The organism is Methylobacterium sp. 391_Methyba4, assembly GCF_029691625.1.
GTDB classification, from domain to species: domain Bacteria; phylum Pseudomonadota; class Alphaproteobacteria; order Rhizobiales; family Beijerinckiaceae; genus Methylobacterium; species Methylobacterium fujisawaense.
In genome coordinates this window covers 2,580,960-2,593,537 of the sequence record NZ_CP121475.1, presented here as the reverse complement: position 1 = coordinate 2,593,537, position 12,578 = coordinate 2,580,960, and the positions used below count along the sequence as shown (strand labels likewise).

Sequence of the window (12,578 nt, the reverse complement as noted above, 5' to 3'; positions counted from 1 at the left end):
CGATGAGCGAGTCGAGCCAGACAACCGGCGACCAGCCGGTCCCGGCCCTGTTCTTTTCCCGCGTCGAGCGGCGCTATCCCCAGGCCGAAGGTGCCCTGGAGATCCTGCGCGGGGCTGACCTCGCGATCTGGCCGGGGGAACTGGTGGCGCTGGTGGCGCCGTCGGGCGCCGGCAAATCGACCCTGCTGCATCTGGCCGGCCTTCTGGAGCGGCCGGATGGGGGCGAGATCTTTATCGGCGGCCATCCCACCGCGGCGATGGCCGATGCCGAGCGCACCCGTCTGCGGCGCGAGGAGATGGGCTTCGTCTACCAGTTCCATCATCTCCTGCCGGAATTCTCCGCCCTGGAGAACGTGGTGATGCCGCAGCTCATCCGCGGTCTGAAGGGTCCGGAGGCGAAGGCCCGCGCCACGGAACTCCTGAGCTTCCTGGGCCTCAAGGAACGGCTCCCGCACCGCCCGGCCGAGCTGTCGGGCGGCGAGCAGCAGCGCGTCGCCATCGCGCGGGCGGTGGCCAACGGCCCGCGCCTCCTGCTGGCCGACGAGCCCACCGGCAATCTCGACCCCGGGACGGCAGGCCACGTCTTCTCGGTCCTGATGGCGCTGGTCCGCGCCTCGGGCCTCGCCGCTCTGGTCGCAACCCACAACCTCGAGCTGGCCGCCCGGATGGACCGGCGGGTGACCATCCGCGACGGGCTGATCACGCAGCTCGACTGAGTCCGGCGACGCGTCCGCACGGACCGTCCCGTGTGTCCGCGGATCGGCGCGCGCGGCGCCGCGCGCATCGACGCGGACGGGCTCGGCTCAAGATCGCTCCCGGTCAAGGCGGCGGCGGACTTCGTGCGCCCGGACGTCACCCCCAACGCGCCATGCGGGCGGTCCTTCAACCCCGCGGTTCGCCCCGCCCGCGCCGTCGGCGAAGCCCATGCCTGGCTTCACGCCTCCATAAATGCACACGATTTTTAATCCGTCCCGTCGCGTGCGGCGAGTCACGTCACGGAAGACACCGGCTCCCTATCTTATCATCACGCTAGATAAAACAGAGCCGAACAACCGGCCTGTACTGCGTGATCTCTGGAGCCCTGCCATGAAGACCCGTATCGCCGCCGCCGTCACTGCTCTTTTTCTTGGTGCCGCTCCGATCTCGTCCGCTCTGGCGGAGAACGGCGCGCGCTGGACCGGCTTCGCTCCCTACGAGGTTGAGACGACCGGCTCCCTCGGCCTCGGTGTCCATGACAATCCCAACTACGTGGGCTGCCCGATGAGCTCGGCCGCCGAAGGCAACGCCGATCAGCAGACCCGGCCGGTGAAGCAGTACGGCCAGACCGCCGGCGGTTACCGCTGCTGATCCGACGCGAGGACAGATGAAGCTGAAGGCTCTCTCCTACGTCATGATCGGTGCCTTCGTGAGCGGCCTGCTCATGACGCTCGTCGGCTCGGCCACGACTCTGCTCGGCCAGTAACCGGACGGCGCCGCCCCCCCCCCGGGGCGGCGCCGCTCGCGTTCGGGCCGCCCCGCGCGACCGGTGCGGTCAGGGAGCGACGGAGGGGCCGGAACCGGCCTCGGTCGGCATCAGCCTCTCGACGTAGTCGCAGGCGTCGATGATGGCGTCGGAGCTCCCCGCCATCCGTGCCCGGGCCGCCGCGCAGGCCCGCGCCACGGCGGGATCGGCGAGCAGCCGGCCCAGCACCCGCGCCGCCCGTGCGGGACGGAAGGCGCGGCGGCTCAGGGTGGCGCCGAGATCGCGGTCCTTCAGCCGCCGCCCCTCGTCGAAATGGTCGAAAGCCACGGGCACCACGAGCTGCGGTATCCCCGCGGCCAAAGCCTGCGCCACCGTGCCGACGCCCCCGTGATGGACCAGGGCCGCGCTGCGCGGCAACAGGGCGCTCAGGGGCGCGTAGGGCAGGTGGATGATCCCGGCCGGAAGCGGCTTCGGGATCTGGCCGCCCTGGGGAGCGAGCAGGACGCCGCGCCGGTTCATCCGCCGGCACAGCCGCACCGCGGTGGCAAAGAAGCCGGCCCCCTGGCGCATGGCCGAGCCGTAGGTGAACACGATCGGCGGGTCGCCCGCCGCGAGGAACGCCTCCAGCTCCGGCGGCATGGCCGCCACGTCGCCGAACCGGTCGACCAGCGGGAAGCCGAGCTGCACCGCCTGACCCGGCCAGTCGGCCTGCGGCTCCGCGTACCAGTCGGGGAACATGAGGAGCATGCCGGTCGGGCTGTTCCACCAGTGACGCAGCCGGTAGACCGGATCGAGGCCGAGGCGGGCCCGCAGGGCGTTGAGCGGCGGCAGCGTGAACGGGCCGACCGCCACCTTGTCGACGCCGAGATTCACGTAGGCCCGCAGGGAGGCCGGCAGGACGCGCGGCAGCGGCAGGCCCGGCAGACGCGGCGGATCGTACCGGCTCTCGATCAGGAACGGCATGACGTGCAGCGTCGCGGTCGGGAGATCGTACAGATCCTGCGCGAGCCGGGCGCCCCAACCCAGCGGCGAGGCGACCACCCGCAGGTCGATCCCCCGGGCGCGGGTCGCACCGAGCCACAGGCAGGCCGGCTCGGCCACCTGCAGGGCGTAATCGAACATCGGGCGGAAGCCCTGCTGCGGGTGCCACAGATCCGGCTGGCGGATCACCGCCTCGTAATCCGCGACCGTACCCAGGGGCTGGAAGGCGAGTCCGGCCCGGCGGGCCATCGCCTCGAAGGGCGCCGGGGCCGCCAGCGAGACGCCGTGACCGCGCTTCAGGAGTTCGTGACCCAGCGCGATGAACGGCAGCACGTCACCGTGCGTGCCGACGGCCACGAGGGCGACGTCGAACCGTTCGACCGTCCGGTGCGCGGGAATGGCTTACTCCTTCGAACCCCCCAAGCGGTGACGAGCTCGTCTCGAAGGCGGGGCATGCCAGCCCGCCTGATCCGCATCAAGACACTTTTTACTGTACCGATAAGCGGGCGCCGGTTTGTGGCCCGAACGCCCTTCCATTGGAACAAAACATGAACATACTAGGACCGGAACACGGGAGGCAGGTCGATGCTGAAGCGGTTGGTCCTGACCGGGATGGTCGAGTTCATGGCGTTCGGGCTGTTGTTCGCGGCGGTCGGCGCCTGGGCGATAGCCTTGGCACCGGTTCGTTAGCCGGATTTTTCCAAGGCGCCCCCGGTTCCTGCGATGGGCGGGTTATGCACAGGCGATCCGCCCGGCGCGGCCGATAATCCACAGGCCTGGCCCGAACTGGTGCTTCCGGGGCACGACCGGTGGATATCGCCTTTCGTCGGCCCGGCACACGTCGACTTGGAGCCGGCGAGCGGGGATGCTGGCCGACCCCGGAACAAGGTCGGCCATGCCACGCCAGCTCAAGGAGGTCGGATTCGTCCACCTCCACGTCCACTCGTCCTATTCCCTGCTCGAAGGGGCGCTGAAGGTCGGCTCCCTGATCAAGGCCGCGGTCGCCGACCGGCAGCCCGCCCTGGCGCTGACCGACACCAACAACCTGTTCGGGGCGCTCGAATTCTCCGAGAAGGCGGCCGGCGAGGGCGTCCAGCCGATCGCCGGCATCCAGCTCTCGGTGGCGTTCGAGGCCGCTGATCCGCACCAGCGCCAGGCGCCGACGCACCATGGCATCGTGCTCCTGGCCCAGGACGAGGCCGGCTACGCCAACCTGCTGCGGCTGGCGAGCCGCGCCTATTTCGACACGGCGCTCGGCGAAGCGCCGCGCCTGGACGCCGCGGCCCTCGTCGGAGCCTCGGAGGGACTGATCGCCCTCACCGGCGGCCTGTCGGGGCCCCTCGATGCCGCCTTCCGGGCCGGGCGGCCGGAACTGGCCCTCGGCCGCCTGCAGCGGCTCAAGGAGGCATTCGGCGAGGACCGGCTCTACGTCGAGTTGCAGCGCCACGGCCTGCCCGAAGAGGGACGGGTCGAGACCGCACTTCTCGACCTTGCCGGCCGCCACGGCCTCGGGATCGTCGCCACCAACGAGCCCTACTTCGCCAAGCCCGACGATTACGACGCCCACGATGCCCTGCTGGCCATCGCGGAGGGTCGCGTCGTCTCCGACGAGCGCCGCCGCCGGCTGACGCCGAGCCACGCCTTCAAGACCCGCGCCGAGATGGCCGCGCTGTTCCGCGACCTGCCGGACGCGCTCCAGGCCACCGTCGAGATCGCCATGCGCTGCGCCGTGCGGGCGCGCACCCGCAAGCCGATCCTGCCGAATTTCGGCGCCGTGGCGGCGGGCGAGACGCCCCCCATGGCGGAGGCCCTGGCGGAGGCGGCGGACACGGGCGTCCAGGCGGTCTCGGCCGACGAGCCGACCGAGCTGCGCCGGCAGGCCGAGGCCGGGCTGGAGCTGCGCCTGAAGCAGCACGGCACGGCGCCGGGCTTCTCGGAGGAGGATTACCGCAAGCGCCTCGCCTTCGAACTCGACGTCATCGTGTCGATGAAGTTCCCGGGCTACTTCCTGATCGTCTCGGACTTCATCAAGTGGGCCAAGGACCACGACATCCCCGTCGGTCCGGGCCGCGGCTCCGGCGCCGGCTCGCTGGTGGCGTGGTCGCTGCTGATCACCGACCTCGACCCGCTGCGCTTCGGCCTGCTGTTCGAGCGCTTCCTCAACCCCGAGCGCGTCTCGATGCCGGATTTCGACATCGACTTCTGCGTCGAGGGCCGCGAGCGGGTGATCCGCTACGTGCAGCAGCGCTACGGCGAGGGGCAGGTCGGGCAGATCATCACCTTCGGCACCCTGCTCGCCCGCGGCGTGCTGCGCGATGTCGGCCGCGTGCTGGAGATGCCCTACGGGCAGGTCGACAAGCTGACCAAGCTGGTGCCCCAGAACCCGGCCAACCCCGTGACGCTCGCCCAGGCGATCGAGGGCGAGCCGAAGCTCCAGCAGGCCATGGAGGAGGAGCCCATCGTCGGCCGGCTCATCGACATCGCCAAGAAGCTGGAGGGCCTGCACCGGCACGCCTCGACCCACGCGGCCGGCGTGGTGATCGGCGACCGGCCGCTGGAGGAGCTGGTCCCGCTCTACCGCGACCCGAAGACCGGCATGCGGGTGACCCAGTTCAACATGAAGTGGGTCGAGCAGGCCGGGCTGGTGAAGTTCGACTTCCTGGGCCTCAAAACCCTGACCATGCTGCGCTGCTGCACCGATCTCCTGAAGCAGCGCGGCATCGAGATCGACCTCGCGTCGCTGCCGCTCGACGATCCGAACACCTACGGGCCGATGGGCCGGGGTGAGACGGTCGGCGTGTTCCAGGTGGAATCGGCTGGCATGCGCAAGGCGCTCTGCGAAATGCAGGCCGACCGGCTGGAGGACATCATCGCGCTGGTGGCCCTCTACCGCCCGGGCCCAATGGCCAACATCCCGGTCTATTGCGAGCGCAAGCTCGGCCGCGACGCCGGAAACGAGGCGTCCTGGTACCCGGATCCGAAGCTGGAGCCGATGCTGAAGGAGACCTTCGGCATCATCGTCTACCAGGAACAGGTGATGGAGATCGCCAAGGTCCTGGCAGGCTACTCGCTCGGCGAGGCCGACATGCTCCGGCGCGCCATGGGCAAGAAGATCCGCGCCGAGATGGACGCGCAGCGCGACCGGTTCCTGAAGGGCTGCACCGAGCGCGGGCTGACCAAGGCCAAGGCCAACGAGATCTTCGACCTTCTGGCGAAGTTCGCCGATTACGGCTTCAACAAGAGCCACGCGGCGGCCTACGCGCTGCTGACCTACCAGACCGCCTATCTCAAGGCGAACTTCCCGGTCGAGTTCCTGGCCGCCGCCATGACCCTCGACATCGACAACACCGACAAGCTCGCTGAATTCCGCCAGGACGCCCAGCGCCTCAAGATCACGGTGGAGCCGCCCTCGATCAACACCTCCGGCGAGGTGTTCGAGGTGCGCGACGGCAAGATCTTCTACGCGCTCGCCGCCATCAAGGGCGTCGGCCGGGAGGCGGTGCGGGCGCTGGTGGAGGCCCGCGGCGACCGGCCGTTCAAGGACCTGGCCTGCCTCGCCCGCCGCCTCAACCCGCGGCAGATCAACAAGCGCACCCTGGAGAGCCTCGTCCAGGCCGGGGCGCTCGACTGCATCGAGCCGGACCGGGCGCGCGCCTTCGCGGCGGTGGAGCCGATGATGAAGCTCGCCGCCAGCGCGGCGGAGGCGGAATCGGCCGGCGTCACCGACATGTTCGGCGGCGTGGTGGCGGACGACGTGTCCCTGCGAATCCCGCCCCACGAGATCTGGCCGATGGCCGACACGTTGAAGCGGGAATACGCGGCGATCGGGTTCTTCATCTCCGGTCATCCGCTGGATGAGTACGGCGACCTGCTCGACAAGCTGCGGGTGCAGAGCTGGACCGATTTCTGCCGCGCGGTGCGGGCTGGGACCTCCAGCGTCGGCCGGGTGGCGGCCTCCGTGCTCGACCGGGCGGAGCGGCGCACCAAGACCGGCAACAAGATGGGCATCGTCACGCTCTCGGACCGGACCGCGCATTTCGAGGCGATCATCTTCTCCGAGGGGCTCGGCCAGTACCGCGACATCCTGGAGCCGGGCCGCCCGCTGGTGCTGCAGCTCCAGGCGAATTTGGAGGGCGAGGATGTCCGCGCCCGGATCCTCACCGCGGAGCCCCTCGACCAGGCGGTGGCCCGCCACCAGAAGGGGATCCGCATCCACCTGAGCGACCCGCGCGGCGTCGCCCCCGTGCAGCAGCGCCTGTCGATGCGCGGCGAGAGCGAGGTGTCGCTGATCCTCAAGCTCGATGGCGGCAGCCGCGAGGTGGAGATCCGGCTGCCCGGCAAATTCCAGGCGACGCCGACGCTCGCTGGCCAGCTCCGGACCGTGCCGGGGGTGGTGCAGGTGGAGGTGAGCTAGAACGGGGCCGCCAGGCAGCCGGTGAGGGCGCCCTTCAGCGCGGTGGCGTCGCTCTCCGCCACCGTGAACACCGCCGTCAGGGCCGGATCGCCGGAGCGCGGGCTCGCCTGCGTCCAGGTGAGCTTGGTGCCGGGCTGGGTGAGCGCCACGGCGAGGCCGCGCAGCGGATCCTCGCCGCGGCGGGCGCCCGTCACCGTCAGGGTGAAGCCCGAATCCGCCCCGGTCGCCGCGCCCTGCACGGGCATCCGCATGGAGCGCACGCTGCCGGCACTGGAGACGAGGATGCCGGTGAGCGGCGTCGCGCTGCCGGAGCCTTCGAGCCCGGCGAAGTCGAAGCGCGGCGCCAGCTCGGCGAAGCGCGGCACCGTCAGCGCCGCCGACAGGCCGGTCCCCCCCGGATCGCAGGCGAGGTAAAGGGTCGCCGGACGCTGATCCGTCCCCAGGTCGGCGGTGCCGGTGAGGTTCGCGCCGCCACCGGGCGCCCGGGTGCCGCCGGCGAGCAGCGGCGTCCGCCCGGTGAGGATGTCGGACAGCCTGTCGCCGCGGCTCAGCGGCCCCGCCAGGAGAGCCACGGCGGCGATGCCGACGACCGCCAGGGCTACGCCGATCCGGAGCCGCATCTCATCCTCCACCTGTGGACATCCCGGGCCGGCGGCATAGACGATCGCGGCCGGCCCGCAACCCTTCCTTCACCACGTCCGCAGGAACCGGGCCGCGATCCCGTCCGTGTGCACCGCAGCAACTCCTTAAAAAGCGATCGATCCTATGCACCGGCGCTCAAGCTTGAGCGTCGCCATGCGCACGAAGATCCTGCTCGCCCTCACCCTGCTGGTCTACGTCACCACCGGCCGCGCCCCCGGGATCCGGGAGCCGCGCAACCCGGATGCCGAGCATGCGGGCGGACGTGTCGCCGTGGTGATGAAGCGGGCCTGGACCTGAACCTCACGCCCCCGGAGCGCAGGCCCTCAGCCGCGCGGCCACGAGGGCCTGGAGATTCCAGAGATGGCGGTCGCGGATGCCGAGGCGCTCGCAGGCGTCCACGGTCCGGAACAGGTATTCGGCGCTCGGTCCCTTGTGCCCGCAGGCGGCGGCGATCTTTTCCGCGATTTCGGCGTCCGAGAGGCGGCCGGCGTAGCGGTCGCTGGCGCGGTTGGCCAGGAAGGTCAGCGCCGACACGGTCCCGGTCTCGGTGGCGACCGGCAGCCAGCGGGCGACGTAGCCGCGGCCCCGCATCTCCCGGCGCCAGACCGGCATCAGCGCCTCGCGGATCTCCATCCCGGGCAGGCGGAACACGACGCCCCGGCAGAGGCCGCCGCGGTCCAGCGCCAGGACGAAGCCCGGCCGCTCCGGCGTGCCGCGGAACCGGCGCTGCAGCAGGCAGAACCGGCGGTGGAAGCCGCGCACCGTCCCGATCCGGCGCTCGGCGACCTCGAATTCCGGATTCCACATCAGCGAGCCGTAGGCGAAGACCCAGAGATCGCAGCCCTCGCGCCCGGCGACGATCGCCTCCAGGCCCGGGCGCAACTCCGAATCCGACAGCACGTCGAGGGCGCTCGGGTCGTCGGGGACCGGGACGGAATGCGCGCGGGCGATCAGGTCGAGGCTGAGGTCGAGGGTGCGGGCGGGCGCGCAGGGCATGGCCCTCAACGCAGCGGCCTCACGGCTTGTTGCCCAGCGCGTCGAGTTCGGGGAAGGGCCGGGTGCGATGGCCGGTGCAGACCTCGTCGTCGTCGAGCACCGTGAGCCGGTCGGCCTCGTAGAGCAACGTCACCTTCGGGCGCTCGGGCTTGCCGAAGGTCCGGCCGTACATCCGGCCCGACACGCAGTAGATCACCCGGCCGCCATCCGCGATCGGCCCGGCGATCCGGCTGCCCTCGAACCGCACCGGCAGCAGCGAGACCGAACCGAAGGCGACCTGCTTCAGCGCCAGGGCGGCGATCCGCTGGAGGATGGCCGGGGAGGGCACGTCCTCGACCACGGGCTTCGGTTTGCGCGGCCCGGCCTGCGCGCCGGCGGAGGCGAGGGCGAAGATGATGGCAAGAGTGGCGCGGGGCGGCATCGGCCCTCGCTATCCGGCCAAGGCTGCCTGAGGCTGGACAGCGCCGAAGGCTGCGGGTCCCTATATGAGGAGAACGAGCGGCACGCGCCCGTCGCGCGCCGCGCCCCTTTCACCTCACGACGCGACGTTCGATGCAATGGACCGACGACGCCCTGGTGCTCGGCCTGCGCCGGCACGGGGAGACCGGCGTCATCCTGGAGGCGATGACCGAGGCCCATGGACGCCATCTCGGCCTCGTCCATGGCGGACGCTCGCGGCGGATGCAGCCGGTGCTCCAGCCCGGCAACCGGGTCCGGCTGACCTGGCGGGCGCGCCTCGACGAGGGCCTCGGCGCCTACGCGGTGGAGCCCCTCGAGTCGCAGGTCTCCCGGCTGATCGGATCGAGCCTGGCCCTATACGGCATCGGACACCTCGCGGCGCTGCTGCGGCTCCTCCCCGAGCGCGACCCGCATCCGGCGCTCTACGCGGCGGCGGGGATCCTCATCGAGCACCTCGACGACCCCGCCATCGCGCCGCCCCTGATGGTGCGGTTCGAGTTGGCCATCCTGTCGGAGCTCGGTTTCGGCCTGGACCTGACAGCCTGCGCCGCCACCGGCGGCAACGACGCCCTCGCCTACGTCTCGCCGAAGAGCGGCCGAGCGGTCAGCGCCTCGGCGGGCGAGCCCTATCGGGACCGTCTTCTCGCGCTTCCAACCTTCCTGCTCGCCGGCGGATCCCCGGGTCCGGACGGCGTTGCCCAAGGGTTTACCTTGACGGGGTACTTCCTCGACCGGCACGTCTGGGGCCGTCGGGGCCTCGCGCCGTCCGAGGAGCGGGCGCGATTCGTTGCGCTCGGCCGAGAGGCCGGGTAATGTTCGCGCTATGTTCTAATCGAGCCCGGGTCTGAGCGCGGCTCAACCCAGGCTGTGTCATCCCGTCGTTTCGGGGCCGCGAAGCGGGGCCCGGAATCCAGAATCGCACGGCCCGCAAGGTTCGTCCGCCTCCTCGGACAGGGTCGGTGGTTCTGGATTCCGGGCTCGCCTTCGGTGCCCCGGACTGACGAACCATCCGGAAAGGCGGCGCTGCCGGTCGGCGGCCCCGCCCTGAGACAGGAGCCGTCATGGGCCAGCCCTTCGAGCCGCCGTCCGGCGACGGGATCGAGAGCGTCGAGCTGAAATCCGCGCTGGAAGAGCGCTACCTCGCCTATGCGCTGTCCACGATCATGCACCGGGCGCTGCCGGATGCCCGCGACGGGCTGAAGCCCGTGCATCGGCGCATCCTCTACGGGATGCGGCTGCTGCGCCTCGACCCCAACACCGCGCACAAGAAATGCGCCAAGATCGTCGGCGACGTGATGGGCGACTTCCACCCGCACGGCGACCAGGCGATCTACGACGCCCTGGTGCGGCTTTCCCAGGACTTCGCCCAGCGCTACCCGCTGGTCGACGGGCAGGGCAATTTCGGCAACATCGACGGCGACGGTCCGGCCGCCTACCGCTACACCGAGGCGCGGCTCACCGAGGTCGCCCGCCTCCTGCTCGACGGGATCGACGAGGACACCGTCGATTTCCGGCCGTCCTACAACGGCGAGAAGGAGGAGCCGATCGTCCTGCCGGCGGCCTTCCCGAACCTGCTCGCCAACGGCAGCCAGGGCATCGCGGTCGGCATGGCGACCTCGATCCCGCCGCACAACGCCGCCGAGCTGTGCGACGCGGCGCTCTACCTGATCAACCATCCCGAGGCGACGTCCGGGCAGCTCGCGAAGTTCGTGCAGGGGCCGGACTTCCCGACCGGCGGCATCCTGGTGGATTCGGCCGAGTCGATCGCCGAGGCCTACCGCACCGGCCGCGGTGCCTTCCGGGTCCGCGCCCGCTGGACCAAGGAGGATCTCGGCCGCGGCACCTGGAACATCGTCGTCACCGAGATCCCCTACGGCATCCCGAAGGGCCGGCTGATCGAGAAGATGGCCGAGCTGCTGCAGGAGAAGAAGCTGCCGCTGCTCGCCGACGTGCGGGATGAATCCGCCGAGGACGTGCGTGTCGTGCTGGAGCCGCGCTCGCGCACGGTGGATCCGGTGATCCTGATGGAATCGCTGTTCCGGCTCACCGAGCTGGAGGCGCGGATCCCGCTCAACCTCAACGTCCTGGTCGGCGGCCTCGTGCCGAAGGTGATCGGGCTCGCCGAGTGCCTGCGGGAATGGGTCGACCACCGCCGCGTCGTCCTGCAGCGCCGCTCGCGCTACCGCCTCGGCCAGATCGACCGCCGCCTGGAGATCCTGGGCGGGTTGCTCATCGTCTATCTCGACCTCGACGAGGTGATCCGCATCATCCGCGAGGAGGACGAGCCGAAGGCCGCCCTGATGGCCCGTTTCGAGCTGACCGAGATCCAGGCCAACGCCATCCTCGACACCCGCCTGCGCAGCTTGCGCAAGCTGGAGGAGATGGAGTTGAAGCGCGAGTTCGACGCGCTCACCGCCGAGAAGGCCGAGATCGACGCCCTGCTCGCCTCCGAGCCGGCGCAGTGGAAGACGATCCAGGCGCAGATCCGCGCCGTGAAGAAGACCTTCGGGCCCGAGACCAAGCTCGGCAAGCGCCGCACGACGCTGGCGAGCCCCCCGGATGTCGGCGGCATCGACTTCACCGCGGCCCTGGTCGAGCGCGAGCCGATCACCGTGATCGTCTCCACCAAGGGCTGGATCCGGGCGCTCAAAGGCCACGTCGCCGACCTCTCGGGCGTTGCGTTCAAGGGCGACGACACCCTGAAGATCGCCTTCCCCACCGAGACCACCCAGAAGATCCTGCTGCTCGCCACGAACGGCAAGGTGTTCACGCTGGAAGCCTCGAAGCTACCGGGCGGGCGCGGCTTCGGCGACCCGGTGCGGCTGATGGCCGACCTCGACGACGGCACCGAGATCGTGGCGGCGCTGCCCTACCGGCCCGAGACCAAGCTGCTGATCGCGGGCTCGGACGGGCGCGGCTTCGTGGCGCCCGCCGACGCGCTGGTGGCCAACACCCGCAAGGGCAAGAACGTTCTGGGCCTCGACGGCGACGCCACCGCGGCGGTGCTGGTGCCGGCCGAGGGCGACCACGTCGCGGTGGTCAATACGGAAAAACTGCTGCTGATCTTCCCGATCTCCGAGGTGGCCGAACTCGCCCGCGGCAAGGGCGTGCGCCTCCAGCGCTGCCGCAGCGGCGGGCTGCTCGACGCGCACGTGTTCAAGCTGGCGGACGGCCTGCCCTGGCAGGACGGCTCACCGGAGGGCCGGCTCGCCAACGCGTCGGTGCTGGAGAAGTGGCTCGGCCACCGCGCCGAGGTCGGGCTGATGATGGCGCGCAGCTTCCCGAAATTCGAGCGGTTCGGGCGCTGAAGCGGGGCCGACTGAAAGAGGACGGCCATACGCACGTCCGTTCATGTAGGCGCGACAGGCTCCCTCTCCCGTTCGGGAGAGGGGACCCGCACCTCGTTCGGAGACGGTCTGAGCGCGAACGCTGATCGAGCCAGAGCGCGCCAGGGGCCACCACGCCGCCGATCGGAACCGCCAGAAGAAAGAGCTGGGCTGTCGTCACGGGCAAAGGGTCCGTGGTGCGTGCCACCCGCCCCCTGTAGGGCGCCATCCATGGCCCCACAACGACCATGGGGGCACCGGGTCGACCAGCCCCTCCGTCATCGCGAGCACAGCGAAG

Annotated in this window: 10 protein-coding genes; 6 read left to right on the top strand and 4 right to left on the bottom strand. The window is 70.7% G+C overall.

Annotated features, from left to right (window positions below; all coding sequences use genetic code 11):
• Positions 1 to 2: 2 nt before the first annotated feature.
• On the top strand, positions 3 to 716 hold the full coding sequence (locus P9K36_RS12020; protein ID WP_043354253.1) for an ABC transporter ATP-binding protein: 714 nt from the start codon (positions 3 to 5) through the stop codon (positions 714 to 716).
• 370 nt (positions 717 to 1,086) lie between these two features.
• Complete coding sequence (locus P9K36_RS12015) at positions 1,087 to 1,347, top strand: hypothetical protein (RefSeq protein WP_043757242.1); 261 nt, start codon at positions 1,087 to 1,089, stop codon at positions 1,345 to 1,347.
• A gap of 184 nt (positions 1,348 to 1,531) precedes the next feature.
• Here the strand turns inward: P9K36_RS12015 and P9K36_RS12010 are convergent, their stop codons facing one another.
• Positions 1,532 to 2,800 (bottom strand): nucleotide disphospho-sugar-binding domain-containing protein, encoded by a 1,269-nt coding sequence (locus P9K36_RS12010; RefSeq protein WP_043354256.1) that lies wholly within the window; start codon positions 2,798 to 2,800, stop codon positions 1,532 to 1,534.
• Positions 2,801 to 3,338: 538 nt separating this feature from the next.
• Here P9K36_RS12010 and dnaE point away from each other — a divergent pair.
• The gene (dnaE, locus tag P9K36_RS12005) at positions 3,339 to 6,857 is read left to right on the top strand and encodes a DNA polymerase III subunit alpha (protein ID WP_043757240.1); all 3,519 of its coding nucleotides are present in this window, start codon (positions 3,339 to 3,341) and stop codon (positions 6,855 to 6,857) included.
• Here the strand turns inward: dnaE and P9K36_RS12000 are convergent.
• The gene (locus P9K36_RS12000) at positions 6,854 to 7,477 is read right to left on the bottom strand and encodes a hypothetical protein (RefSeq protein ID WP_043761129.1); all 624 of its coding nucleotides are present in this window, start codon (positions 7,475 to 7,477) and stop codon (positions 6,854 to 6,856) included. The genes dnaE and P9K36_RS12000 overlap by 4 nt on opposite strands.
• Before the next feature lie 175 nt (positions 7,478 to 7,652).
• On the opposite strand from P9K36_RS12000, the gene P9K36_RS11995 reads away from it, so the two are divergent.
• Entirely contained in the window at positions 7,653 to 7,796 is a 144-nt protein-coding gene (locus P9K36_RS11995; RefSeq protein WP_164706385.1) for a hypothetical protein, read from the top strand.
• A gap of 3 nt (positions 7,797 to 7,799) precedes the next feature.
• Here P9K36_RS11995 and P9K36_RS11990 read toward each other — a convergent pair whose 3' ends face one another.
• Both P9K36_RS11990 and P9K36_RS11985 read right to left on the bottom strand, forming a co-directional pair.
• Complete coding sequence (locus P9K36_RS11990; RefSeq protein WP_043757238.1) at positions 7,800 to 8,495, bottom strand: gamma-glutamylcyclotransferase; 696 nt, start codon at positions 8,493 to 8,495, stop codon at positions 7,800 to 7,802.
• 19 nt (positions 8,496 to 8,514) lie between these two features.
• Positions 8,515 to 8,916: a hypothetical protein gene (locus P9K36_RS11985; protein WP_043757237.1), complete on the bottom strand. Its 402-nt coding sequence runs from the start codon at positions 8,914 to 8,916 to the stop codon at positions 8,515 to 8,517.
• A gap of 131 nt (positions 8,917 to 9,047) precedes the next feature.
• Here P9K36_RS11985 and recO point away from each other — a divergent pair, with 131 nt between their 5' ends.
• Complete coding sequence (gene recO / locus P9K36_RS11980) at positions 9,048 to 9,767, top strand: DNA repair protein RecO (RefSeq protein ID WP_278307112.1); 720 nt, start codon at positions 9,048 to 9,050, stop codon at positions 9,765 to 9,767.
• Positions 9,768 to 10,015: 248 nt separating this feature from the next.
• A complete protein-coding gene (gene parC, locus P9K36_RS11975; RefSeq protein WP_043381925.1) occupies positions 10,016 to 12,262 on the top strand; it encodes a DNA topoisomerase IV subunit A in 2,247 nt (748 codons plus the stop codon).
• The last annotated feature ends 316 nt before the right edge of the window (positions 12,263 to 12,578 follow it).

What these genes read in the sequence shown, in the direction of transcription:
- P9K36_RS12020 (WP_043354253.1), top strand. Translation starts at nt 3, where the DNA reads ATGAGCGAGTCGAGCCAGACAACCGGCGACCAGCCGGTCCCGGCCCTG.
- P9K36_RS12015 (WP_043757242.1), top strand. Translation starts at nt 1,087, where the DNA reads ATGAAGACCCGTATCGCCGCCGCCGTCACTGCTCTTTTTCTTGGTGCC.
- dnaE (WP_043757240.1), top strand. Translation starts at nt 3,339, where the DNA reads ATGCCACGCCAGCTCAAGGAGGTCGGATTCGTCCACCTCCACGTCCAC.
- P9K36_RS12000 (WP_043761129.1), bottom strand. Translation starts at nt 7,477, where the DNA reads ATGCGGCTCCGGATCGGCGTAGCCCTGGCGGTCGTCGGCATCGCCGCC.
- P9K36_RS11995 (WP_164706385.1), top strand. Translation starts at nt 7,653, where the DNA reads ATGCGCACGAAGATCCTGCTCGCCCTCACCCTGCTGGTCTACGTCACC.
- P9K36_RS11990 (WP_043757238.1), bottom strand. Translation starts at nt 8,495, where the DNA reads ATGCCCTGCGCGCCCGCCCGCACCCTCGACCTCAGCCTCGACCTGATC.
- P9K36_RS11985 (WP_043757237.1), bottom strand. Translation starts at nt 8,916, where the DNA reads ATGCCGCCCCGCGCCACTCTTGCCATCATCTTCGCCCTCGCCTCCGCC.
- recO (WP_278307112.1), top strand. Translation starts at nt 9,048, where the DNA reads ATGCAATGGACCGACGACGCCCTGGTGCTCGGCCTGCGCCGGCACGGG.
- parC (WP_043381925.1), top strand. Translation starts at nt 10,016, where the DNA reads ATGGGCCAGCCCTTCGAGCCGCCGTCCGGCGACGGGATCGAGAGCGTC.